The sequence below is a fragment of the Streptomyces sp. RB17 genome (genome assembly GCF_009604455.1).
Lineage (GTDB): Bacteria > Actinomycetota > Actinomycetes > Streptomycetales > Streptomycetaceae > Streptomyces.
Genome location: NZ_WEGL01000010.1, coordinates 45,305 through 69,782, shown reverse-complemented (window position 1 = coordinate 69,782; position 24,478 = coordinate 45,305). Strand labels below are relative to the sequence as shown.

General features: G+C 72.0%; 19 protein-coding genes. 16 read left to right on the top strand and 3 right to left on the bottom strand.

All coding sequences use genetic code 11. From position 1 onward, the window contains the following. Positions 1-65: 65 nt before the first annotated feature. The 7 genes from SRB17_RS36480 (at position 66) to SRB17_RS36450 (ending at position 8,758) form a co-directional block, all read left to right on the top strand. Positions 66-443 carry a WXG100 family type VII secretion target gene (locus tag SRB17_RS36480; RefSeq protein WP_153545119.1) on the top strand — a complete coding sequence of 126 codons (378 nt, stop codon included), beginning with the start codon at positions 66-68 and terminating at the stop codon, positions 441-443. After that, complete coding sequence (locus SRB17_RS36475) at positions 440-4,789, top strand: DUF6531 domain-containing protein (protein ID WP_323376893.1); 4,350 nt, start codon at positions 440-442, stop codon at positions 4,787-4,789. The genes SRB17_RS36480 and SRB17_RS36475 overlap by 4 nt, the downstream gene beginning before the upstream one ends. Continuing rightward, positions 4,786-5,046: a hypothetical protein gene (locus tag SRB17_RS36470; protein ID WP_153545118.1), complete on the top strand. Its 261-nt coding sequence runs from the start codon at positions 4,786-4,788 to the stop codon at positions 5,044-5,046. The genes SRB17_RS36475 and SRB17_RS36470 overlap by 4 nt, the downstream gene beginning before the upstream one ends. Before the next feature lie 48 nt (positions 5,047-5,094). Further along, entirely contained in the window at positions 5,095-5,355 is a 261-nt protein-coding gene (locus tag SRB17_RS48630) for an Imm50 family immunity protein (RefSeq protein WP_153545116.1), read from the top strand. A gap of 212 nt (positions 5,356-5,567) precedes the next feature. Further along, positions 5,568-6,416, top strand: a complete 849-nt coding sequence (locus SRB17_RS36460) for a GNAT family N-acetyltransferase (RefSeq protein WP_323376890.1) — start codon at positions 5,568-5,570, stop codon at positions 6,414-6,416. 20 nt (positions 6,417-6,436) lie between these two features. Beyond that, on the top strand, positions 6,437-6,967 hold the full coding sequence (locus SRB17_RS36455; protein ID WP_153545114.1) for a GNAT family N-acetyltransferase: 531 nt from the start codon (positions 6,437-6,439) through the stop codon (positions 6,965-6,967). A gap of 87 nt (positions 6,968-7,054) precedes the next feature. Then, positions 7,055-8,758, top strand: a complete 1,704-nt coding sequence (locus tag SRB17_RS36450; protein WP_153545112.1) for a proline--tRNA ligase — start codon at positions 7,055-7,057, stop codon at positions 8,756-8,758. A 68-nt stretch (positions 8,759-8,826) separates the two neighbouring features. On the opposite strand, the gene SRB17_RS36445 is transcribed toward SRB17_RS36450, so the two are convergent. The 3 genes from SRB17_RS36445 to SRB17_RS36435 are packed head-to-tail and all read right to left on the bottom strand — an operon-like array spanning position 8,827 to position 10,786. Then, positions 8,827-9,735: an aminoglycoside phosphotransferase family protein gene (locus SRB17_RS36445; RefSeq protein WP_153545110.1), complete on the bottom strand. Its 909-nt coding sequence runs from the start codon at positions 9,733-9,735 to the stop codon at positions 8,827-8,829. Positions 9,736-9,794: 59 nt separating this feature from the next. Continuing rightward, on the bottom strand, positions 9,795-10,289 hold the full coding sequence (locus tag SRB17_RS36440) for a ferritin-like domain-containing protein (RefSeq protein ID WP_323376889.1): 495 nt from the start codon (positions 10,287-10,289) through the stop codon (positions 9,795-9,797). Beyond that, a complete protein-coding gene (locus SRB17_RS36435; protein WP_323376888.1) occupies positions 10,286-10,786 on the bottom strand; it encodes a hypothetical protein in 501 nt (166 codons plus the stop codon). The genes SRB17_RS36440 and SRB17_RS36435 overlap by 4 nt, the downstream gene beginning before the upstream one ends. Before the next feature lie 325 nt (positions 10,787-11,111). On the opposite strand from SRB17_RS36435, the gene rimP reads away from it, so the two are divergent. The 9 genes from rimP to SRB17_RS36385 all read left to right on the top strand — a co-directional run bounded on the left by rimP (position 11,112) and on the right by SRB17_RS36385 (position 24,456). Further along, positions 11,112-11,630 (top strand): ribosome maturation factor RimP, encoded by a 519-nt coding sequence (rimP, locus tag SRB17_RS36430; protein WP_153545108.1) that lies wholly within the window; start codon positions 11,112-11,114, stop codon positions 11,628-11,630. A 2-nt stretch (positions 11,631-11,632) separates the two neighbouring features. Further along, on the top strand, positions 11,633-12,619 hold the full coding sequence (nusA, locus tag SRB17_RS36425; RefSeq protein WP_323376887.1) for a transcription termination factor NusA: 987 nt from the start codon (positions 11,633-11,635) through the stop codon (positions 12,617-12,619). Positions 12,620-12,760: 141 nt separating this feature from the next. Then, on the top strand, positions 12,761-13,057 hold the full coding sequence (locus SRB17_RS36420) for a YlxR family protein (protein WP_323376885.1): 297 nt from the start codon (positions 12,761-12,763) through the stop codon (positions 13,055-13,057). A 144-nt stretch (positions 13,058-13,201) separates the two neighbouring features. Continuing rightward, positions 13,202-16,255: a translation initiation factor IF-2 gene (gene infB / locus SRB17_RS48255; protein ID WP_323376883.1), complete on the top strand. Its 3,054-nt coding sequence runs from the start codon at positions 13,202-13,204 to the stop codon at positions 16,253-16,255. A gap of 265 nt (positions 16,256-16,520) precedes the next feature. After that, complete coding sequence (locus tag SRB17_RS36410; protein WP_059252917.1) at positions 16,521-16,814, top strand: DUF503 domain-containing protein; 294 nt, start codon at positions 16,521-16,523, stop codon at positions 16,812-16,814. Between the two features lie 76 nt (positions 16,815-16,890). Further along, positions 16,891-17,352 carry a 30S ribosome-binding factor RbfA gene (gene rbfA, locus SRB17_RS36405; protein ID WP_323376882.1) on the top strand — a complete coding sequence of 154 codons (462 nt, stop codon included), beginning with the start codon at positions 16,891-16,893 and terminating at the stop codon, positions 17,350-17,352. After that, positions 17,349-18,254: a tRNA pseudouridine(55) synthase TruB gene (gene truB / locus SRB17_RS36400; protein ID WP_153545106.1), complete on the top strand. Its 906-nt coding sequence runs from the start codon at positions 17,349-17,351 to the stop codon at positions 18,252-18,254. Before rbfA ends, truB begins: the two co-directional genes overlap by 4 nt. 307 nt (positions 18,255-18,561) lie before the next feature. After that, the gene (locus tag SRB17_RS46875; protein ID WP_228396476.1) at positions 18,562-23,319 is read left to right on the top strand and encodes a hypothetical protein; all 4,758 of its coding nucleotides are present in this window, start codon (positions 18,562-18,564) and stop codon (positions 23,317-23,319) included. A gap of 189 nt (positions 23,320-23,508) precedes the next feature. After that, positions 23,509-24,456 (top strand): bifunctional riboflavin kinase/FAD synthetase, encoded by a 948-nt coding sequence (locus SRB17_RS36385; protein ID WP_323376880.1) that lies wholly within the window; start codon positions 23,509-23,511, stop codon positions 24,454-24,456. The last annotated feature ends 22 nt before the right edge of the window (positions 24,457-24,478 follow it).

Here is a 24,478-nt window from a genome sequence, read left to right as displayed (position 1 = left end):
GAACTCGTCTTGTCCACTAGTGTCTTCGGGCTGGTGAGCAGACTGACGGGGAGGGACGCGGCACCATGGGTGACCAGGGCGGCAGCGGCGGCGACGGCAAGATACTCGATATCAAGATCGCCGATCTGAAGCAGACGGCTCCGCATTTCCAGACGCACAGCACCGACCTCACCAAGGCGCTGACCAAGCTCAAGACGGCGCTCGCCGCGGCCGGTTCGCCGTGGGGCGACGACAAGCAGGGCAAGCAGTTCCACAACGCCTACGGCCCGAACGTCACGAAGATCGAGAACGCGGCGCACATCCTCGCCCAGGGTCTGGCCAGCATCCATGAGGCGATGAGCGACATGGCGGACGGCCACATCGACAACGAGCAACTCGTCCGCTCGATGTTCAGCCGGATCCATGTGCAGGGCCGCGGCCAGGGCGGAGGCCAGGCCAAGTGAGCGCGGCCGACAAGGCGAAGCAGATCGTCCAGGACATGACCGGCATGTGGTGGCCGGCCGCCGACGAGGACGGGCTGCGGGAGGCGGCCAAGGCGTGGCGGACCTTCGCCGACGACATCGAGGACGTGCTGTCGGCGGCGAACAAGACGGCCCGGCACATCATCGAGGACAACAAGGGCGAGGCGATCTCCGCCTTCGACGACCCGTTCTGGCGCCGCTACTACTACAACGGCCATGGCTGGCTGAAGGACATGGCCGACGGCGCCCGGGACATGGCCAAGGCGCTGGACAAGTACGCCGACGCCGTCCACCACGCGGTCACACGCCTGGAACACGAGCTGGAGATCGTCGGCGCGACGATCGTCGCGGGCACGGCGCTCGCCATCTTCACGGCCGGTATCTCCGAGGGCGCTGCGGCGGCGGCCACCGCCGGCATCGTGGAACTGGCCGGGACCCTGGGCATCGAGGTCTCCACCGAGATCGCCACGATCGCGGGCACCACCCTGGCCACGGCTGCGATGGGCGGCGTGGAGTCGGTCACGGTCGACCTGGCCGTCAGTCAGCCGGTCGCCATCGCCACCGGCGAGAGCAAGGGCTTCAGCCTGGACGAGGCGAGCGACGCGGCGACGTCCGGGATGGTGTTCGGCGGCATGTTCGGCGGGGCCGGCGCCATGGCCAAGGTCGCCGGCGAGGCGGGCGGCTTCGGTGCCCTCTTCGACGGCATCTCGATCCCCGGTGCCCGTGCGCTGCCCAGTGAGCTGGACGGGCTGGGTGACGTGGCCGCGAGCGACGCGCGGAGCACGGCCCGTCAGGCCGCGGGTGAGGACCCGGAGGGTGTGGCGGAGAACCCGAAGAACAAGGTCCAGGACGACAACACCGACCCGGTCGACCTGATCACCGGCAAGATGTACCTGCCGCAGACCGACATCACCCTGCCCGGCACCCTGCCCCTGGTCTTCACCCGCCGAGTCGAATCCGGCTATCGCCTGGGCCACTGGTTCGGCCCGTCCTGGTCCTCCACGGTCGACCAGCACCTGTCGATCGACGCCGGGGGAGTCATCTTCGTCACCGAGGACGGACTCCTCCTCACCTACCCCCACCCCGAGCCGGGCGCCCCGACCCTGCCCACCCACGGCAGCAACCGCTGGCCGCTGGCCCGGGTGGACGGCGGTTACACGGTCACGGACCCTCGCTCGGGCCGGGTCTGGCATTTCGCTGACCAGGGCGAAGACCGCGCGGTGATCGAGCAGATCGACGACCGCAACGGCAACTGGCTCACCTTCGAGTACGACGCCGAAGGCACCCCGCTGGCGATCGCCTCCTCCGGCGGCAACCGCCTGAAGATCACGACAGCCGGTGACCGGGTCACGGCCCTGCACCTGGCGGGCGCGGCACCGGACGGCACGGACCAGGAGATCAAGCAGTACGGCTACTCTCCCGAAGGCCACCTGACGGAGGTCATCAACTCCTCGGGCGCGCCCCTGCGTTTCGGCTACGACGACCGCGCCCGGGTGGTGTCCTGGACGGACACGAACGACCGCAGCTACACCTACGAGTACGACGACCGGGACCGCTGCATCGCCGAGAGCGGCTCCCACGGCCACATGGCCCTGCGCCTCTCCTACGACGACACGGACCCGGCGACCGGCCACCGGGTCACCACGACGGTGACGGGCGAGGGCCACACCCGCCGCTACCTGATCAACGCCAACAGCCAGGTCGTCACGGAGATCGACCCGCTGGGCGCGGCGACCCACTTCACCCGCGACCGCTACAACCGCCTGCTGTCCACGACGGACCCGCTGGGCCACACGACCTCGTTCCGCTACGACGACGAGGGCAACCTGATCTCGGTCATCCGCCCGGACGGCCGCGAGGCGAGGGCGGAGTACGACGACCTGGGCCTGCCGGTGAAGGTGACCGGCACGGACGGCAACGCCCGCCGCCGCACGTACGACGAGCGGGGCAACCGCACGTCGATGACGGACCCGGCGGCCCAGGCAACGCACTTCACCTACACAGAGGCCGGCCACCTGACATCGGTGACGGACCCCCTGGGCCACACGACCAGGGTGAGCTGCAACCGCGCGGGCCTGCCCATCGAGGTCACGGACCCACTTGGCGCAGTCACCCGCTATACCCGGGACGCCTTCGGCCGCCCAGTCGCGATCACGGACCCGACCGGCGCGACGACCCACCTGGAATGGACGGTGGAAGGCCACCTGGCGCGCCGCACGGCCCCGGACGGCACGTCGGAGAGCTGGACGTACGACGGCGAGGGCAACTGCACCAGCCACACCGACCCGATCGGCGGCGTCACCCACTTCGAATACACCCACTTCGATCTCCTGTCGGCCCGCACGGGCCCGGACGGCGTCCGCTACGAATTCGCCCACGACGCGGAACTGCGCCTGACGAAGGTCACGAACCCCCAGGGCCTGACGTGGGAGTACGCCTACGACCCGGCCGGCCGTCTGCTGTCGGAGACGGACTTCGACGACCGGACGCTGACGTACGCCTACGACACCGCCGGCCGCCTGACCTCACGCCGGAACGCCCTCGGCGAACTGACGTGCTTCGAACGCGATGCCCTGGGCCGCATCACGACCAAGGACGCCGCAGGGGCCGTCACCACCTACGCCTACGACTTCACCGACCACCTTGCCCAGGCCACGGGCCCGGACGGCACGACACTGACGCTGCTGCGCGACCGCTACGGCCGCCTGCACTCGGAGACGGTCGACGGCCGGACGGTGACGTACGCCTACGACGCCCTGGGGCGCCGCACCGCCCGCACCACCCCCACCGGCGCCCACAGCACCTGGACGTACGACGCGGCGGGCAACCGCGCCCAGCTGACCACCAACGGCCGTACGATCGACTTCACTTACGACGAGGCGGGCCGCGAACTGACCCGCCACATAGCCGAAACGATCACCCTGGCCCACACCTTCGACCCCCTGGGCCGCCTGACCACCCAGTCGGTGACCGGCGCCGAAGGCCGCATGCTGCAAAGCAGGGCGTATACCTACCGCGCCGACGGCAACCTGACCGCCATAGACGACCACCTCTCCGGCACCCGCCGCTTCGACCTGGACGCGACGGGCAGGGTGACGGCGGTCCACGCGGCGAACTGGACCGAGCGCTACGCCTACGACGAGGCGGGCAACCAGACCGAGGCAGTCTGGCCGACGAACCACCCGGGCACGGAGGCAACGGGCCCCCGCACCTACACGGGCACGCGCATCACCCGCGCCGGCAATGTCCGCTACGAACACGACGCTCTCGGCCGCATCACCCTCCGCCAGAAAACCCGCCTGTCGAAGAAGCCGGACACCTGGCGCTACGAATGGGACACTGAGGACCGCCTGACCTCGGTAGTCACGCCCGACGGCGCCCGCTGGCGTTACACCTACGACCCCCTGGGCCGCCGCACCGCGAAACTCCGCCTCGCTTCGGACGGCGAAACGGTGCTGGAAAGGGTGGACTTCACCTGGGACGGCACAACTCTCTGTGAACAGACGACGACGTCTTCGTCCCTCCTCAACCCGGTCACTCTCACCTGGGAGCACGAGGGCCTACGTCCCCTCACCCAGACGGAACGCATCACACCGGCCGAAGCCCCGCAGGACGAGATCGACTCCCGTTTCTTCGCCATAGTCACCGACCTCGTCGGCGCCCCCAACGAACTCATAGACGAACAGGGCGAGATTGCCTGGCGCACCCGCAGCACGCTCTGGGGAACAACGGCATGGGCGGCAAACAGCACCACCTACACACCCCTCCGCTTCCCGGGCCAGTACTACGACCCGGAAACCGGCCTCCACTACAACTACTTCCGCCACTACGACCCTGAAACCGCCCGGTACCTTACCCCCGATCCCCTCGGCCTCGCACCGGCACCCAACGCCTCTACGTATGTGCCGAACCCCCTGTCGTGGACGGACTACCTGGGTCTGGCGCCGGACTACATTGCGATCTACCGGACCCCGAAGGGAGCGCATGCGGAATACGAACTCGCGAACGGCCCGAATCCGGCCAACCACCAGCCCGGGGTGGACATCGGCGGCGGCATCATGTCCGACGGGAAGATCTACTTTGGCGAACGGGCCGTCGCAGCGGAATACGCTGGGCCGACAGGCGCCAACTTCGCCAAGGGAATGGTTAAATATGACATGCATCCGTCGTTCCTTGAGGAATTCGGCGAGCATGCGAAGATTCACGACTACAACGGCCCCAATGGAGCGCCCCGCCTGGAGTTCGAAATTCCGGTGGAAAAGCTGGATCGGTTCAACGAGCTGACCCAGGGACGCAGCTGGGTTTCCATATTCGGAGGACCGAAATGACGTTCCGCAATCATCAGGAGCTTGACGTGACTGTGGTCGCAGTAGCCCCTGTGGGGGCAAAGGTCGACGCCGACGGCGAGACCGGATTCATCGATCAGGTGAAGCATCCTTCTTGGTGGGATCAAAGCACCGCACCACCCCAGGTAGGAGATCGCCTGCATGTCGTCGTCCTCGACGCCAGCCGAGAGCCGCCCCGGCTCAGCGCACTGCAGCGGGACATCGACATCGCACGGCGGCTTCGGGGCATCGACACATGACCTACTGCACCGACGGCTAGCTGCCTGACTCCCTCATTCGGATCTCCCATGGATGCCTCACGCAATCCGGTAATGACGCGGGAATACGTGTTCACGCGAAGTGACGGAAGTGTGGGAGAATCCACGAACCGGCAAGGCTCCAGGGACCGCACAGCATTCCGAGTACCCCGAGCCGGAAGGGTGGTGGACGGACCGACCTTGAAGCTTCGCCTGGACCTCACCCGTTACCCGGACCAGCCTCCGCACAAATGGGTCGCACAGGGTTTCAATACAGTGCAGATCGAGCTTTGCTTGAGTGGCCGTACATAAACGAAGATTGAAATAGACTGCGTTCCGTTCATCTCAACTGGCGTGGTGACCTGCACCGGCTCGGCGCGCCGCTTGTTCTCATCACCGCTCCAGGGGCAGCGAAGCCCACCCCGGCTGGTCGTCCTGCAGAGCCGTTCTCACCCGGAAGCGCTCCACAAACCCTCGGGGTAAAGTGCCCGGACCAGCAGAACCCTCAGGGTGAGGCCCCGCACGTGTTGACCCAGACCACCTCACGGGTGCTCGAACCGAGCGACCTTGACGCCGCGCTCGCCGTCCTCCACCGCGAGCCGGTCGCGAACGCCTTCGTGACCTCGCGGGTCCAGGTCGCGGGCCTCGACCCGTGGCGGCTCGGCGGCGAGATGTGGGGCTGGTACGAGGACGGCATGCTCACGTCGCTGTGCTACGCGGGCGCCAATCTGGTCCCGGTGTGCGCCACCCCGCGCGCCGTGCGCGCCTTCGCGGACCGGGCGCGGAGGGCCGGCCGGCGCTGCTCCTCGATCGTCGGCCCCGCCGACGCCACCGCCGCGCTGTGGCGCCTGCTCGAACCCCAGTGGGGCCCCGCCCGCGAGGTCCGCGCCCACCAGCCCCTGATGGTCACCGACCGCATGCCCGCCGACATCGCCCCGGACCCCTATCTCCGCCGCGTCCGCAAGGACGAGATGGAGACGATCATGCCGGCGTGCGTGGCGATGTTCACCGAGGAGGTGGGCGTATCGCCGCTGGCGGGTGACGGCGGGCTGCTCTACCAGGCCCGCGTCGCCGAACTCGTCGGCTCCGGCCGTTCCTTCGCCCGCCTCGACGAGCACGGCAAGGTCGTCTTCAAGGCCGAGATCGGCGCCGCGACCAGCCAGGCCTGCCAGATCCAGGGCGTGTGGGTGGCCCCCGAGTACCGGGGGAGGGGCCTTGCGGCCCCCGGCATGGCGGCGGTCCTGCGCTATGCCCTCGCCGACGTCGCCCCGGTGGTCAGCCTGTACGTGAACGACTTCAACACGGCGGCGAGAAGGACGTACCGGCGCGTGGGCTTCCAGGAGGTCGGCGCCTTCATGAGCGTCCTGTTCTGAACCGGCTGTACGCTCCCGGCATGGACCTCGTGATCGGCCCCCTGGACCTCGCTGCCCGCGTCGACGAGGCCCTGGCCGTCCAGGCGCTGGCCTTCGGGCTGGGCGCCGACGAGGTCGCCGTACGGCGGCAGATCGTCCAGCGCCACATGCAGTTCCCGGGCGCGCGGGCCCTCGGCGCGAGCGCCGGCGGGCGTCTCGTCGGCTTCGTCTACGGCATGCCCAACTCCCGCACCCACTGGTGGTCCACCGTCGTGGAGCCGTACCTCCGCGCGACCGGCAACGACTTCTGGCTGGACGACTCCTTCGTGATCACCGAGCTGCACGTCCACCCCGGCCACCAGAACCGGGGCATCGGGCGGCGCCTGATCACCATGATCACCGACACCGCCAGCGAGCCGCGCTCGATCCTCTCGGCGATCGACGCCGACAGCCCCGCCCGCGGTCTGTACTTCTCCCTCGGCTATGTCGATCTCGCCCGCCAGGTCCACTTCCCGAGCGCGCCGAAGCCGTACGCGGTGATGGGCGCCCACCTGCCCCTGCGCCGTGGATGAAGGCGGGACGAATCCGATTTCCACCGGCACAGGCCGCCCGGCTAACCTCCTATGCCATCACCCTTACCCGGCAGGAGTACGAGAACCATGGCGAACGCACCGGTCCAGCGCATGTCCCAGTTGATGGCGAAGACGCTGCGCGACGACCCGGCGGACGCCGAGGTCCTCAGCCACAAGCTCCTCGTCCGCGCCGGCTACGTCCGCCGCACGGCCGCCGGCATCTGGAGCTGGCTGCCCCTCGGCAAGAAGGTCCTCTCCAACGTCGAGCGGATCGTCCGCGAGGAGATGGACGCCATCGGTGCCCAGGAGGTCACCCTCCCCGCCCTGCTGCCCCGGGAGCCGTACGAGGCGACCGGCCGCTGGGACGAGTACGGCCAGGAGCTGTTCCGGCTCAAGGACCGCAAGGGCGGCGACTACCTCCTCGGCCCGACCCACGAGGAGATCTTCACCCTCCTGGTCAAGGACCAGTGCACGTCCTACAAGGACCTGCCGGTGATCCTGTACCAGATCCAGACCAAGTTCCGTGACGAGGCCCGGCCCCGCGCCGGCATCCTGCGGGGCCGTGAGTTCCTGATGAAGGACTCGTACTCCTTCGACCTGGCGGACGAGGGGCTCGCGCAGTCGTACGCCCTGCACCGCGAGGCCTACCAGCGCGTCTTCGAGCGCCTCGGCCTGGACTACCGCATCTGCGCCGCCACCGCCGGCGCCATGGGCGGCTCGAAGTCGGAGGAGTTCCTGGCCCCGGCCGAGGCCGGCGAGGACACCTTCGCGGACTGCCCGAACTGCGACTTCGCCGCCAACACGGAGGCGATCACCTACGCGCTCGAGCCGGTCGACGCCTCGGACGTGCCCGCGCTGGAGGAGATCCCCACCCCGGACACCCCCACCATCGAGACGCTGGCCGCCTCCCTCGGCGTCCCGGCCTCCGCCACGCTGAAGAACCTGCTGGTGAAGGTGGACGGCGAGATCGTCGCCGTCGGCGTGCCCGGTGACCGCGAGGTCGACCTGGACAAGGTCGAGGCGCACTTCGCGCCGGCCGTCGTCGAGATGGTCACCGAGGCGGACTTCGCGGGCCGCCCCGACCTGGTCCGCGGTTACGTCGGCCCGCAGGGCCTGGGCGAGAAGGTGAAGTACCTCGCCGACCCGCGCGTGGCCCCCGGCACCTCCTGGATCACCGGCGCCAACAAGGACAACACCCACGCCAAGAACGTGGTCGCCGGGCGTGACTTCGAGGTCGACGCGTACGTGGACGTCGTGGTCGTGCAGGAGGGCGACCCCTGCCCGAAGTGCGGCACCGGCCTGAAGCTGGACCGCGCCATCGAGATCGGCCACATCTTCCAGCTGGGCCGCAAGTACACCGACGCCCTCAAGCTCGACGTCCTCGGCCAGAACGGCAAGCCGGTCCGCGTCACCATGGGCTCCTACGGCATCGGCGTCTCCCGCGCGGTCGCGGCCATCGCCGAGCAGAGCGCCGACGACAAGGGCCTGGTGTGGCCCAAGGAGGTCGCCCCGGCCGACGTGCACGTGGTCGCCGCCGGCAAGGCGCTGCAGACCGAGCTGGCCCTCGACGTCGCCGAGAAGCTGGCCGCCGCCGGCCTCCGCGTCCTGGTCGACGACCGGGCCGGCGTCTCCCCGGGCGTGAAGTTCACCGACTCCGAGCTGATCGGCGTCCCGCAGATCCTGGTCGCCGGCCGCCGCTCCGGCGAGGGCGTCCTGGAACTGAAGGACCGCAAGACCGGCGAGCGCGAGGAACTGACGGTCGAGGACGCGATCGCCCGCCTGACGGCGTAGCGAGAGAAACCGTCGAAGAAGCCCCCGAAGCTCCGCAGAGCTTGGGGGCTTCTTCGACGTTCACCGGTCTACAACCAGCCGGCGAACTCCAGCAGCAGCTCGGCGTCCTTCGGCCGGCCCACGCGGAGCGCCCGCACACCGGACTCCACCGCCCGGAACAGGGTCCAGCCGCGCAACCGCTCCTGTTCCACCTCCAGCGACTCCGCGAGCCGTTTGATGCGCCGCCGGGTCGTCGACGGGCCGGACGGTGCCGCGATCAGGTCCTCCACCCGGTCGCGGACCAACCGCGCCAGATCGAACGCGCACTCGCCCACCACCGGATCAGGGCCCACCGCGAGCCACGGCATCCGCTCCCCGGCCAGCACCTTGCTCTGCCGGAACGTACCGTGCAGCAACCGGTGCTCGGGCGGCGCCGCCAGCAGCTCCTCGCGGGCCGCGAGCGCCGCGTCGACCAGCGGTGCCACCTCGGGGTCGGCCTCCGCGCCCGCCCGCATCGCCGCCGCCTGGCGCCCCGTGCGCTCGGCGACGGTCTCGAAGGCCTGGCCGGCCGGCGGCTCGGCCCAGAGCCGGCGCAGCGTGCCCGCGGCCTCCAGCAGCGCCTTCGCCTCCGGCAGCGAACGCACGGACACATCCGGGTGCAGCCGCTCCAGCAGCAGCACCCCCTCCTCCGCCTCCTCCGCATCGGCTTCCCGGAGCTGTACGGCGCCCAGCCCGGCCCAGTGCGCCAGCGCCGCCCGCTCGCTCTCCGGACGGGCCCGGGGCGGGGCCAGCTTCAGCACGGCCGGGGTGCCGTCGGCCCGCCGCACCAGCACCACCAGACTGCTGCGCCCGCCCGGCACCTGAACCCGCTCCACGGTCAACTCGCGCCTGGCAACGGCCCGTTCGGCGATCGCCGGCAGCTGAGCGAGCCAGTCGTCCCCGGCCGGTGCCGTCTCACCGAGCGCCCGTACCAGGCGCGGCGGCGGTTCGAAAGCCATGCGCGAGTCGTTCCCTTCCAATCCGGTCCGGGTGTCCTGTCGTACGGGCGCCTACGGGGTCACGGAGACACCGAGGCGGAGGCCGACGGTGTCGTACCGGCCGCACCGGTCCCTTCGCCGAAGGACCGCTCGGCGAGCCCAGGGAAGGCTACGCTCTCCCCGCTCCAGCGCACCGCGCGCACCGCGGCCTCCCGCAGCGCGGCGGCGGCCGAGCCGCGCCGCGCGCCCGTCGCGGCCCGCACCAGGTCCGCGTAGACGCCGGCCACCCGCTCCTCCAGCCGCGCGGCGAGCCGCACGGCCGCGGCCGAGTCGCCCACCGGGAACGGCAGCGCGTACGCGGCGTTCGCGGCGACCGGCTGCCCGCCCAGGTCGCGGACCTCGCGGGTCAGCGCGTCCCGGCGTGCCCGGTGGGCGTCGTACGCCGCCCGTGCCTCGCTCCGGCGGGCCGCGCTGATCTTGCCGCCGACGACTCCGTAGCCGTACACCGCCGCGTGCTCCGCCGCCAGCGCCGCCTGCAGCGCCCTCAGCTCGGCCGACCTCGCCTCGTCGCTCACTTCGCCCCCTCCGTCAGCAGGTACGCGTGCGTGGCCCCGGCCGCCGCCACCGACGCCAGCAGCCGCGCCAGTTCGCCCGGCACCTCCAGCAGGGCCCCCGCGCGCCGGTCGGCGAGGGAGCGCTCGGCGGCGGCCAGGCCGGCGAGGGCGTCCTTCTCGGTGGCCGGCACAGGAGTCGGTGACGCCGAGGACATGGTGGGCGTGGGCGTCGTGGACCCTCCGAAGGCCGCGCTGTGGGCGGCGACCTGGGCCCGCAGCGGGCCCAGCCGCTCCGCCAGGCCGGGGTGTACGGCGAGCACGGCGTCGTACCGGGCGAGCAGCTCCCGGCTGTCCCGTGCCGCACGTGCGCGTGCCCGTTCCGTCACCGACACGCCACCGCCGCCGCCGGAGTCGGGCTCAGCCGAACACCCCACCAGCAGGGCGGCCCCGGCGGCCGAGGCGAGCAGGGATCTTCTGCGCGGCCCCGAGGGGATGCGCGGCGACGAGGGGTACGGCACTGCAGACGTCCTCGGGGGCTCGTACGAACACACGGGCGGGAAGAGCGCCCGCCGTTGATCACGGTACCCTCGCGTCCCCTTGCCCGATGTCACCGGCTCGGTGCACCCACTCAAGGGGGCGGGGCTGCATCGATATGCGGCTGTGCCGCGTGGGCGCGAACGGCCCCCACAACCCGCACCCGCCCGAAAACCCCAGCTACCCGCGCTCGAAGGCGAACCGGTCCTACCGCCGGAGGCAACACGCAACACCCCCCGCGACCGGATACCCTTTGACCAGACACGCGACCCATCCCACAACAGCACACGCGGCCGAGGAGTCACCCGGATGAGCACCACCCAGAGCGAGAGGCTGCGAGAGCTGCTCGAACCGCTCGTCACCTCCCAGGGTCTGGATCTCGAAGAGATCGCCGTGGACTCCGTCGGACGCAAGCGGGTGCTGCGCGTGGTCGTCGACTCCGACGACGGAGCCGATCTGGACGCCATCGCCGATGTGAGCCGTGCGCTCTCGGCGAAGCTCGACGAGACCGACGCGATGGGTGACGCGGCGTACGACCTGGAGGTCGGAACCCCCGGCGCGGAGCGCCTCCTCACCGAGCACCGGCACTTCGTGCGCGCCACCGAACGGCTCGTGAAGTTCCAGCTGACCGAGGGCGGCGAGCTGGTCGCCAGGATTGTGCAGGTCGACGACGAGGGCCTCGACGTCGAGGTGCCCGGGGTGAAGGGCCGCAAGGCCACCAACCGCAGGCTCGCCTACCCGGAGATCGCCAGGGCGCGCGTGCAGGTCGAGTTCAGCCGCAAGGACGACAAGGTCAAGAAGGACATGAAGGAAGAAGAGGAGGCGTAGCCGTGGACATCGACATGAGCGCCCTGCGGGGCTTGGTCAGGGAGAAGGAGATCTCCTTCGACCTGCTGGTCGAGGCGATCGAGTCGGCCCTCCTCATCGCCTACCACCGCACCGAGGGAAGCCGCCGACACGCGCGCGTGGAGCTCAACCGGGAGACCGGGCATGTGACCGTGTGGGCGAAGGAGGACCCCGAGGACCTGGAAGAGGGGCAGGAGCCGCGCGAGTTCGACGACACGCCGTCGGGCTTCGGGCGGATCGCGGCCACCACCGCCAAGCAGGTGATCCTGCAGCGGCTGCGCGACGCCGAGGACGACGCCACGCTCGGCGAGTACGCCGGCCGCGAGGGCGACATCGTCACCGGTGTGGTCCAGCAGGGCCGCGACCCGAAGAACGTGCTGGTCGACATCGGCAAGCTGGAGGCCATCCTGCCGGTGCAGGAGCAGGTGCCGGGCGAGACCTACCCGCACGGCATGCGGCTGCGGTCGTACGTCGTCCGGGTGGCCAAGGGCGTCCGCGGACCGTCGGTCACCCTCTCCCGTACGCACCCGAACCTGGTGAAGAAGCTCTTCGCCCTGGAGGTGCCGGAGATCGCCGACGGCTCGGTGGAGATCGCCGCGATCGCCCGTGAGGCCGGTCACCGCACCAAGATCGCCGTACGGTCCACCCGTTCGGGCCTGAACGCCAAGGGCGCCTGCATCGGTCCGATGGGCGGCCGGGTGCGCAATGTGATGGGCGAGCTGAACGGCGAGAAGATCGACATCGTCGACTGGTCGGACGACCCGGCCGAGATGGTGGCGAACGCCCTGTCACCCGCTCGGGTGAGCAAGGTGGAGGTCGTCGACCTGGCCTCCCGCTCCGCCCGGGTGACCGTGCCGGACTACCAGCTGTCGCTCGCGATCGGCAAGGAGGGGCAGAACGCCCGCCTCGCCGCCCGGCTCACCGGCTGGCGGATCGACATCCGGCCCGACACCGAACAGGTGGCCGAGTAACACCGGTGTAGCACCGAACGACGCTGGGTAACCGGGCGGCCCCGGGAATAGATCCGGGCCGCAGGTCGCTTGGTTTACGACAACAACCGTTCGATCTTTCCCCCGAAGGGGTGAGGTCGGTGCGGGGAGGTAGACTTAACTGTGTCTGGCCGGACGCAAGCCCGGGCATGCCCTGAGCGCACCTGTGTGGGGTGCCGGGAGCGGGCGGCCAAGAACGATCTGTTGCGGATCGTGAAGATCGAGGACGCATGCGCCCCCGATCCTCGCGGTACGCTGCCCGGCCGGGGTGCGTATGTACACCCCGCCCTGGTCTGTCTCGACCAGGCGGTACGCCGCCGGGCGTTCCCGCGGGCACTGCGCGCCCCGGGGCCGCTCGACACAAAGGCGTTGCGCCAATACGTCGAGCAGACAACAGTTGCCGAGCAGGCAACACCGTAAGACATGCCGTACGGAACCCCGTGCGGCCTGGTACCTCGCGAGTCGAAAGCAGGTCGAGATTGCGATGAGCACTCGATGAGTACGCGATGAGTACGCCCATGAACTAGCGACGGTCCGGCTTCACCCGGACCTCAAAGGAGCGAAGTGGCTAAGGTCCGGGTCTACGAACTCGCCAAGGAGTTCGGCGTTGAGAGCAAGGTCGTCATGGCCAAGCTCCAGGAGCTCGGTGAATTCGTCCGTTCGGCGTCTTCGACCATCGAAGCGCCCGTAGTACGCAAGCTGACCGACGCCTTCCAGGGCGGTGGCAACGGCAAGTCCGCCGGTAAGCCCGCCCCGCGCAAGGCTGCCCCCAGGCCCGCCGCGCCCTCCCCGGCGCAGGCGGCCCGTCCGGCTGCCCCGAGGCCGCCGGCCCCCAAGCCGGCGACGGCTCCGGCTGCCCAGCAGCCCGCTGCCCCGTCGGCCCCCGAGGCGCCCGCGCCGGCCCCGGGTCCGCGTCCGGTTCCGGGCCCCAAGCCCGCGCCGCGTCCGGCTCCGGCCGCCCCGGAGTTCACCGCTCCGCCGGCCGCCCAGGCCCCGCAGGCCCCGGCCGCGCAGGGTCCGCGTCCCGGCGCCCGTCCTGGTGCCCCGAAGCCCGGTGGCCGTCCGGCTCCCGGCCAGGGCCAGGCCCGTCCGGGCCAGGGTGCCCCGCGTGCCGGCGGCCAGGGCTCGCGTCCGGGTGCCCGTCCGGCCGGTCCGCGCCCGGGCAACAACCCCTTCACCTCCGGTGGCTCCACCGGCATGGCCCGCCCGCAGGCCCCGCGCCCGCAGGGCGGCTCGCGTCCCGGCGGTCCCGGTGCCCCCGGCGCCGGTCCCCGTCCGCAGGCCCCCGGCCAGCAGGGCGGCGGTCCGCGTCCGCAGGCTCCGGGCGGTTCCCGTCCGTCGCCTGCCGGCATGCCGCGCCCGCAGGGCGGTCCGCGTCCCGGCCCGGCCGGTCCGCGTCCGAACCCCGGCATGATGCCGCAGCGTCCCGCTGCCGGCCCGCGTCCGGGCGGCGGTGGCCCCGGCGGCCGCGGTCCCGGCGGCGGCGGTCGCCCCGGTGGCGGCGGCGGTCGTCCGGGTGGCGGCGGCTTCGCCCGTCCCGGTGGCGGCGGTGGCGGCTTCGCCGGTCGTCCGGCTGGTCCGGGTGGCGGCGGTGGCGGTGGCTTCGCCGGTCGTCCGGGTGGTCCCGGCGGTGGCGGCGGTGGCCGTCCCGGCTTCGGTGGCCGTCCCGGCGGTCCCGGTGGCCGCGGTGGCACGCAGGGCGCCTTCGGCCGTCCCGGCGGTCCCGCGCGTCGTGGCCGCAAGTCGAAGCGGCAGAGGCGCCAGGAGTACGAGGCCATGCAGGCCCCGAGCGTCGGCGGCGTGATGCTGCCGCGCGGCAACGGCGAGACCATCCGTCTCTCCCGCGGCGCGTCGCTCACCGACTTCGCGGAGAAGATCAACGCCAACCCGGCGTCCCTCGTCGCGGTCATGATGAACCTCGGCGAGATGGTCACCGCGACGCAGTCCGTCTCCGACGAGACCCTGCAGCTCCTCGCCGACGAGATGAACTACACGGTTCAGATCGTCAGCCCGGAGGAGGAGGACCGCGAGCTGCTCGAGTCCTTCGACATCGAGTTCGGCGAGGACGAGGGCTCCGAGGAGGACCTGGTCGTCCGTCCGCCGGTGGTGACCGTCATGGGTCACGTCGACCACGGTAAGACCCGACTGCTCGACGCGATCCGCAAGACGAACGTCATCGCGGGCGAGGCCGGTGGCATCACCCAGCACATCGGTGCCTACCAGGTCGCGACCGAGGTCAACGACGAAGAGCGCAAGATCACCTTCATCGACACCCCGGGTCACGAGGCGTTCACCGCCATGCGTGCCCGTGGTGCGAAGTCGACCGACATCGCGATCCTGGTCGTCGCGGCCAACGACGGCGTCATGCCGCAGACGGTCGAGGCGCTCAACCACGCCAAGGCGGCCGACGTGCCGATCGTGGTCGCGGTCAACAAGATCGACGTCGAGGGTGCCGACCCGACCAAGGTGCGCGGTCAGCTGACCGAGTACGGCCTGGTGGCCGAGGAGTACGGCGGCGACACCATGTTCGTCGACATCTCCGCCAAGCAGGGTCTGCACATCGACTCGCTGCTGGAGGCCGTGGTCCTCACGGCCGACGCCTCGCTCGACCTGCGGGCCAACCCGGCCCAGGACGCGCAGGGCATCTCGATCGAGTCCCGTCTCGACCGCGGCCGTGGTGCCGTGGCGACGGTCCTCGTCCAGCGAGGCACGCTGCGGGTCGGCGACACGATGGTGGTGGGCGACGCCTACGGCCGCGTCCGCGCCATGCTCGACGACAACGGCAACAACGTCGCCGAGGCCGGCCCGTCGACGCCGGTCCAGGTCCTGGGCCTGACCAACGTCCCGGGTGCGGGCGACAACTTCCTGGTGGTCGACGAGGACCGTACGGCCCGTCAGATCGCCGAGAAGCGCGCCGCCCGCGAGCGCAACGCGGCCTTCGCCAAGCGCACGCGCCGCGTCTCCCTCGAGGACCTGGACAAGGTGCTCAAGGCCGGCGAGATCCAGCAGCTCAACCTCATCATCAAGGGTGACGCTTCTGGTTCCGTCGAGGCCCTGGAGTCCTCCCTGCTCCAGCTGGACGTCGGCGAAGAGGTCGACATCCGCGTCCTGCACCGCGGCGTCGGTGCGGTCACGGAGTCCGACATCGACCTGGCGATGGGCTCCGACGCCATCGTGATCGGCTTCAACGTCCGTGCGGCCGGCCGCGCGGCGCAGATGGCCGAGCGCGAGGGTGTGGACGTCCGGTACTACTCGGTCATCTACCAGGCGATCGAGGAGATCGAGGCGGCCCTCAAGGGCATGCTCAAGCCGGAGTTCGAAGAGGTCGAGCTCGGTACGGCGGAGATCCGCGAGGTCTTCAAGTCGTCCAAGCTGGGCAACATCGCCGGTGTCCTCATCCGGTCCGGCGAGGTCAAGCGCAACACCAAGGCGCGCCTCGTCCGCGACGGCAAGGTCATCGCGGAGAACCTCAACATCGAGGGCCTGCGTCGCTTCAAGGACGACGTCACCGAGATCCGCGAAGGCTACGAGGGCGGTATCAACCTCGGCAACTTCAACGACATCAAGGTCGACGACGTCATCGCGACGTACGAGATGCGGGAGAAGCCGCGGGCGTAATCGCCGACGGTTTGCTGCTGGCCGGCGGGACTGCGGTCCTGTCGGCCAGCGCGGCATTGCTGGGGGCTCCGCCCCCGGACTCCCGGTTTTTCACATTCGCCAGTGTCGGGTGGGCGGGGTGGGAAACGGGGGTCCGGCGGCGGAGCCCCCAGGCGGCACCGCAGCCACCGGTGCCCGGAAAACCCGGTCGAGCCACAGTCGGCCGAAGCGGTAACGTGGCTCCAGGCCATCGATCCCGTACCGGCGGGTATACCCGGCATACAACATGTACGTGGGGACTCTGTCCTTCGACCTCCTCCTCGGCGACGTCCACTCGCTGAAGGAGAAGCGTTCCGTCGTCCGCCCGATCGTCGCCGAACTCCAGCGGAAGTACGCGGTGAGCGCGGCCGAGGTGGACCACATGGACCTCCACCGGCGAGCAATCATCGGCCTCGCCATGGTTTCCGGCGACGCGGCGCACCTCACCGACGTACTGGACCGGTGCGAACGGCTGGTCGCCGCCCGCCCCGAGGTGGAGCTGCTGTCCGTCCGACGCCGCTTCCACGGCGAAGACGACTGAGGTCGCGCGGCGACAACCGACGACCGACGACCAGACCACAGCGACACGAGAAGAAGAAAGAACGGGAGACGGACCAGTGGCCGACAACGCGCGGGCGAAAAGGCTGGCGGACCTCATCCGGGAGGTGGTGGCCCAGAAACTGCAGCGCGGGATCAAGGACCCGCGGCTCGGCTCGCACGTCACCATCACGGACACCCGGGTCACGGGTGACCTGCGGGAGGCGACCGTCTTCTACACGGTCTACGGCGACGACGAGGAGCGGAAGGCCGCGGCTGCGGGCCTGGAGAGCGCCAAGGGCATCCTGCGCTCCGAGGTCGGCCGCGCGGCCGGCGTGAAGTTCACGCCGACCCTGACCTTCGTCGCGGACGCCCTCCCGGACACCGCCCGGACCATCGAGGACCTCCTCGACAAGGCGCGGCAGTCCGACGAGAAGGTCCGCGAGACGGCCACCGGCGCGACATACGCCGCCGGCCCGGACCCCTACAAGAAGCCGGCCGAGGACGACACGACCGAGACGGACGGCGACGCCGCGGAATGACCCAGAAGCACACCACGCCCGACGGCCTCGTCATCGTCGACAAGCCGTCGGGCTTCACTTCACACGACGTGGTCGCCAAGATGCGCGGCATCGCCCGGACCCGCCGGGTCGGCCACGCCGGCACCCTCGACCCCATGGCGACCGGCGTCCTGGTCCTCGGTGTCGAGCGCGCCACCAAGCTCCTCGGGCACCTCGCCCTCACGGAGAAGGAGTACCTGGGCACCATCCGCCTGGGCCAGAACACCGTCACCGACGACGCCGAGGGCGAGGTCACCTCGTCCACCGACGCGTCCAAGGTGACCCGGGACGCCATCGACGCCGGGATCGCCAAGCTGACCGGCGAGATCATGCAGGTCCCGTCCAAGGTCAGCGCCATCAAGATCGACGGCGTACGGTCGTACAAGCGGGCCCGCGAGGGCGAGGACTTCGAGATCCCCGCCCGCCCGGTGACCGTCTCCTCCTTCACGGTGTACGACGTCCGGGACGCCGTGACCGACGACGGCACCCAGGTCCTCGATCTGATCGTCTCCGTCGTCTGCTCCTCCGGCACCTACATCCGCGCCCTCGCCCGTGACCTGGGCGCCGACCTCGGCGTCGGCGGCCACCTCACCGCGCTGCGCCGGACGCGCGTCGGGCCGTACAAGATCGACACGGCGAAGACGCTGGACCAGCTCCAGCAGGAGCTGACCGTGCTGCCGATCGCGGACGCCGCCGGGGCCGCGTTCCCGCGCTGGCAGGTGGATCCCCGGCGCGCCCGGCTGCTGCTGAACGGCGTCCGGCTGGAGATGCCCGACGCGTACGCGGGCTCCGGCCCCGTCGCCGTCTTCGACCCCGACGGGCGCTTCCTCGCGCTCGTCGAGGAGTACAAGGGCAAGGCCAAGAGCCTGGCCGTCTTCGGCTGACGTCCGCCGGGACATCCGCCGGGACATCCGCGCGGACTCCTGCCCTGGGCGCCTGCCCGTGGAGCGGCGGCCGGCCACGGGGCGTGCCCCTGCCGCCGCTCCACGGTCCCCCCTCGGTTCCCCCACCTCTAGGGTTATCCAACGGCTCCCGCCTATTCACCCGTCCGGGCAGGCGCTCGGAGTGAACCGGGGGAGCGGAAGGGGGCGCGTTCGCCACGCGATCTGTCCCGCCGATCACCGCCCGCCTACCGTCGACAACAGCGCGACGGGAGACGGTGCGCGTGAGCTCGGGCGGGGAGGTACGGCCATGGCGGGACGGCGCACCGGAAGCGGTCGCCGGCCGGCGGCGGACGGTCCGTGGGGGACGGCGGACGGTTCGCGGGAGGCGGCTGCCGGTTCGCGGGAGGCGGCTGCCGGTTCGCGGGAGGCGGGGGACCGCTTCCGACGGGGAGAGCGGAACCGCAGGGACGGCAGGAGCGCCGCGGCCGCCACCGGATACACGACTGGATACAGCACCGGATACACCACTGGGGCCGCAGCTGTCGGCGGCGCCACATGCTTCTCGGACTTCCCGGAGGCCACAACAGGCCCCTCGAACCCCCCGGCAGGCCGGGACCCGCACCCCGACCCCGCCCTCGTCCAGATCCGCGACCTCGCCGGCCGCCCCCGCGGCGTCGGCTTCCTCGCCGATCACCAGGGGACCCTGCTCACCAGCCACGAGACGGTCGACGGCCTGCCCCGGCTCGTGCTGCAGGTCGCGGGCGGCGACCGTACCTGTGTGGTCGCCGCCGACGCCGTCATCCCGCTGCCGGAGCGCGACCTGGCGCTCGTCCGCACGGAGGGCCTGGACTCGGATCCACTGCCGCTGTCCGTGCGGGAACGGATCGACGCCGGAACCTATGTACGGATCCTCGCGGGCTGCTGGCGGGAGGCGCGGGTGCTGGCCGCCACCGAGGTGACGTACACCGCCACCGACCGCTTCCACCTCCTCCAGGACGCACTGGAACTGGCGATCGGCACCGCCGGGCAGGACGCGCTGCGGCTGGGCGGCGGGGCGGCCGGGGGACCGGTGCTGGACGCGGAGACCGGCGCGGTGGTCGGCGTCCTCGGCACCGCCCTGACCTCCGCGCAGCGTGACACGGGCTTCGCGGTGCCGGTCCGGCCCGCCGACGGCCCCCTCGGTGAGCTGCTCGCCCGCAACGCGGCCACCGTGCCCGCCTACGGCGACGACCTCAATCTCGCCGGGATTCTGCAGCTGACCGCCACCTCGGTCGGCCAGGACGGCCCGCAGGGCCTTCTCGCCGGCGCTGTGGAACCGGTCGAACGCCATGGTGTGGCACGGGAGTTGGCCGTTTTCGAGGACGGCGGGCGGGCCGTGCTCGGGCTGGTCGGAGCCCCCGGCAGCGGCCGTACGACGGCCCTCGCGGCCCTCGCCGCGCGCCGGGCCCGCGGCGAGCGGCCCGCCCCCACGCTGTGGCTGCGCGGCGCCGACCTGGAGGATGCCGACGTCTCCGTGGCCGACGCGGCCCGCCGCACGCTGGAACGGGCCGCGAGGATCGTCGCCGCCGCCCGTTCCATGCCTCCCGAATCCCTCGGCGACCTCACCCCCGAACACCTGGCCCATCTGGCCGCGCGGGCCGGCCGCCCGCTCCTGCTCCTCCTGGACGGCCCCGAGGAGATGCCCCCCGTCCTCGCCCACCACCTCCCCGACTGGACCAGGCGAACCGCCGCCTGGCTGCGCCGGACCGGGGCGCGCCTGGCGATCGCCTGCCGGGAGGAGTACTGGGAGCGAGCGGGAGCGGAGTTCCCCACCGACGTGCTGCACACGCCGACACCCCCCGCGGCCTCCGCCACCCCGCCGGCTCCGGCGGCTTCAGCCGGCTCCGCTGCTCCCGGGGCCCCGGCAGGGTCCGCCGCACCCGAGACCTGGACCGGCTTGACGGCTCCCGGGGCTCCGGCAGGGTCCGCCGCACCCGAGATCTGGACCGGCTTGACGGCTCCCGGGGCTCCGGCAGGGTCCGCCGCACCCGAGACCTGGACCGGCTTCACGGCTCCCGGCACGCTCGCCGCTTGCGCGGCCCCGGCCGGTTGGGCGACTCCGGCCGATTGCGCGGCCACCCCCGCGCCGGCCGGATCCGCGGCTCCGACGGCCGCTTCCGATCCGCTGGCTTGGGCCGCCCCTCCCGGTCCGGTGGCTCCGGCGGGCCCTTCCGGTCTGGTGGCTGGGGCTGCCTGTCCCGGTTCTGTGGCTCCGGGCGCCGCGATCGGCCATGTGGCTCCGGGCGCTCCTTCCGGTCTGGTGGCTGGGGATGCCCCTTCCGGTCCCGTGGCTCCGGGCGCCCCTACCGGCCTTGCGGCTCCGGCCGCCCCCGTCGGTCCCGGGGCGTCGGCTGCCCGCACCGGTTTCACGGCCACGTCCGCCCCCACCGATCCCATGGTTCCGGCCGGGTCCGCGGGGTCGGGGATTCCCGGGGCTTCGGCCACCCCGGCCGGCCCGGCGGTGCCCGCTACCTCGGCCGATGCTGTTACCGGCCTTGCGGCTCCGGCTGCCCCCGTCGGTCCCGGGGCGTCGGCTGCCCGCACCGGTTCCATGGCCACGTCCGCCCACACCGATCCCATGGTTCCGGCCGGGTCCGCGGGGTCGGGGATTCCCGGGGCTTCGGCCACCCCGGCCGGCCCGGCAGTGTCCGCCGCCTCGGCCGATGGTGCCGATCCCGCCGTTCAGGCAGGCACCGCGACTCCCACGGCAACGGCTCCCGAAGCCCCCACCGATCCATGCACCGCCGCCCCTGCCCCCAGCAGGCCGACCGCACCCCTCCCTCCCTGCCTTCATCTGCCCGATCTGACCGCGGACGAGGCCCGTCTGGCGCGCGTCCGGTTCGCGATCCCCGATGGCGTCCTCGCCGAGTGTGACGCCCGGCATCCGCTCACCCTGCGGCTGCTGTCCGAAGTCCGGGCCACCAACCCGGATGCGGAGATCGCGGGGCCGGTCGACCGGCACGCGGTGTTCTCCGCCCACCTGGACCTGATGTGCCTGCGGATCGCGGTCCGGCTCGCCGCGGAGAGCGGGCTGCGCGGCACCGCCGTACGCCGGCTCGCCGCTCGCGTGGCCGGGCAGGTGCACGAGGCCGCCCGGCGGAGCCTCGGCCCGGGGCAGGGCGAGCTGGACCGGGAGTCGTTCGAGGCGGTGTTCCCCTGGGGCCCCGCCCCGGCCCGGCTCGGCGGCGGCACCGGCTGGGCGTCCGCCGTACTGACCGAGGGCCTGCTCGTCCCGGCGGGCCGGGGCTACCGCTTCGCGCACGAGGAGCTGGCCGACTGGATCCAGGGCATGCACCTCGACCTCGACGAGGCCCTGCGCGCCCTGGTCCACCACCCCCGTGCGGACCTGGAGACCGCTCCCGTGCCGGTGCCGCACCATCGCGTCGGCCCCGTCGTCCAAGCCCTGCTGCTCCTCGCCCGACAGCACGGAGACCGGCAACTGGCCGCCCGGCTCCGGGACTTGGCGGACGCCCTGGACCGCGACCCCGGCTCCTGGTGGGCCGCACGGCTGCTCGCCCGCACCCTGCTGGAGGTCCCGGACGCGACGCCGTACACCGAGGTGCTGCGGCTGCTCGCCGACCGGATCGTCGCCTGGCGCCGCGCACAGCGGCCCGTGCCGGCCGAGTTCGGCCCCGGCTTCTGGACCGAGCTGCCGGTGTGCGACAGCGAGCGGCTGGATCTGCTGCGCCGGCTCGTGCTGGCCGACCCGGCCCCCCAGACGGCCTCGGAGTCCGGAGAGCGCTACCTGGACGCCGTCGCCCGGCTGCTCGCCGCCGCCCCCGCCGTCGTACAGCCGGGGCTGACCCGCTGGTTCGACGACGAACGGCCGCTGCCCGCGACCCCGCACGCCACCGTCGCGACCGCCGCGCAGGCCCTGCTGCACACCCACCGGCACGCCGCGCTGGACGACCTCACCGAGATCCTGGTGGCCTGCGCGCACCGGCGCGCCGACGAACTGCTCGCGACCCTCGCAGAGGACGAGCCGTCGGCCGTCTGCCGGGCCGTCGACCGCTGGGCGCACGACGAGCGGCCCGCCCGCCGGGTCGCGGCCGTGGCCCACGGCCTGCGCGCGGCCCCGCACGTCCGTTCGGAGGCCGACCGCGAGCTGCTGCGGTACGCCGCGCTCGCCCTGCTCGCCCGCCCCGCCGACCGCACCCTGCACGGCGGCGCCCTCGCCCAGCTGGTCCGCGACCCGCACACCCGCGACCGGCACCTCGCCGCCGCCCTGCGGCACTTCGCCGCCGGCGACCCGCAGATCCCGGCGAGCGCCCTCGCCCCCGCCCTGACCACCCATCCCGAACCGGTCCTGGCGGCCTTCCGCGCCCGGCTGCACGGCCCGCACGCAGGAGAGACGTCGTTCGCGGAGGAGGTGCCGTACGCGGGGGACCCGCCGCTCATGGGGCACGCGGGGGACGCATCGCTCGCGGGGGACGCGCTGCGCACCCTCACCGACGTCCCCACCCCGGCCCTCGCCCGCCGCGTAGCGCCCCTGTTGCGGGAGACGGTACGGCTGCGCCCGCACACCGCCGGTCACCTCGCCGCCCACGTCGACCGCCGCCTCGCCCAGGGCCCCACCGTTCGCCCCGTCCTGCTGCCCCTGGTCACCGGCCTGCTCGAGGACGCCCCCGAACAGCTCCGCGCCGCCCTCGCCACCGTCCTCGCCGCCGCCGGCACCCCCGCTTCCGGCGCGCTGCGCCGCGAGCTGCTGGAGTTCCTGCTCGCCCGGGAACAGGAACCGTCCGTGCTGGACGCCGTCCTGCACGCGGCCGCCGAGCACGGCGCCGGGGACGGGCGGGAGGAGGAGGTCCGCGGGCTTGTCCACCGCACCGGTCTGCTCCTCGTCCGCACCCCCGAGGGCGCCACCCGCTTCGACCGCGGCCTGGTCGACCTGGGCCGGCACGTGCCCGGGTTCGCCGCGTCGATGGCGCGCTGGCTGGCCGCCACCCCGGAGGACTGGGCCGCCGTCGTGGGCCCCAGCACCCGCCGCACGCTCGAGAACCTCGCCGGCGTCCGCGTACCGGCGTGAGCGGCGCGGCAAAGGCACGAGAAAAGGGCCAGGCAAAGGGCCGGACAAGGGACGAGAAAGGGACCGCCAGGGACGTGCGCCCGGTCACAGCCCCGATACCGATGCGGGCCCGGGGCACCCGGCATGGCACCCTTAGACCTGCGCAAGTCTTAGGCATCGACATGGACACGGGTTCGAGGAGCGGTCACAGTGCAGCGCTGGCGTGGCTTGGAGGACATCCCCCAGGACTGGGGGCGCAGCGTCGTCACCATCGGTTCCTACGACGGCGTCCACCGCGGCCACCAGCTGATCATCAAGCACGCCGTCGACCGCGCCCGCCAGCTGGGCGTCCCGGCCGTCGTGGTCACCTTCGACCCGCACCCCAGCGAGGTCGTCCGCCCCGGCAGTCACCCGCCGCTGCTCGCCCCGCACCACCGTCGCGCCGAGCTGATGGCGGACCTGGGCGTGGACGCGGTCCTCATCCTGCCCTTCACCACCGAGTTCTCGAAGCTCTCGCCCGCCGATTTCGTGGTGAAGGTCCTGGTGGACAAGCTGCACGCGAAGGCAGTCGTGGAGGGCCCGAACTTCCGCTTCGGCCACAAGGCCGCCGGCAACGTGGAATTCCTCACGGAACAGGGCAAGATCTACGACTTCGAGGTCGAGGTCGTCGACCTGTACGTCACCGGCGAGGCGGGCGGCGGCCTCCCGTTCTCCTCGACCCTGACCCGCCGCCTGGTCGCCGAGGGCGACGTCGAAGGCGCCCGCGAGATCCTGGGCCGCCCGCACCGGGTGGAGGGCGTGGTCGTCCGCGGCGCCCAGCGCGGCCGCGAACTGGGCTTCCCGACGGCCAACGTCGAGACGCTGCCGCACACCGCCATCCCCGCCGACGGCGTCTACGCCGGCTATCTGCACGTCGAGGGCGAGGCCATGCCGGCCGCGATCTCCGTCGGCACGAACCCGCAGTTCGACGGCACCGAGCGCACGGTGGAGGCGTACGCCATCGACCGCGTCGGCCTCGACCTGTACGGCCTGCACGTCGCCGTCGACTTCCTCGCCTATGTGCGCGGCCAGGCGAAGTTCGACACGCTGGAGGCCCTGCTGGAGCAGATGGCCGCGGATGTGAAGCGGTGCCGGGAGATCGTGTCGGCGGAGGAGTAGGCCTCCGGCGGTTCTACGACAC

Bases quoted from the DNA above. Each gene is read 5' to 3' on its own strand.
- truB (WP_153545106.1), top strand. From the start codon at position 17,349: ATGACCCAGAAGCACACCACGCCCGACGGCCTCGTCATCGTCGACAAG.
- SRB17_RS36410 (WP_059252917.1), top strand. From the start codon at position 16,521: ATGTACGTGGGGACTCTGTCCTTCGACCTCCTCCTCGGCGACGTCCAC.
- SRB17_RS36450 (WP_153545112.1), top strand. From the start codon at position 7,055: ATGGCGAACGCACCGGTCCAGCGCATGTCCCAGTTGATGGCGAAGACG.
- SRB17_RS36470 (WP_153545118.1), top strand. From the start codon at position 4,786: ATGACGTTCCGCAATCATCAGGAGCTTGACGTGACTGTGGTCGCAGTA.
- SRB17_RS46875 (WP_228396476.1), top strand. From the start codon at position 18,562: ATGGCGGGACGGCGCACCGGAAGCGGTCGCCGGCCGGCGGCGGACGGT.
- SRB17_RS36480 (WP_153545119.1), top strand. From the start codon at position 66: ATGGGTGACCAGGGCGGCAGCGGCGGCGACGGCAAGATACTCGATATC.
- SRB17_RS36455 (WP_153545114.1), top strand. From the start codon at position 6,437: ATGGACCTCGTGATCGGCCCCCTGGACCTCGCTGCCCGCGTCGACGAG.
- rimP (WP_153545108.1), top strand. From the start codon at position 11,112: ATGAGCACCACCCAGAGCGAGAGGCTGCGAGAGCTGCTCGAACCGCTC.
- SRB17_RS36445 (WP_153545110.1), bottom strand. From the start codon at position 9,735: ATGGCTTTCGAACCGCCGCCGCGCCTGGTACGGGCGCTCGGTGAGACG.
- SRB17_RS48630 (WP_153545116.1), top strand. From the start codon at position 5,095: ATGGATGCCTCACGCAATCCGGTAATGACGCGGGAATACGTGTTCACG.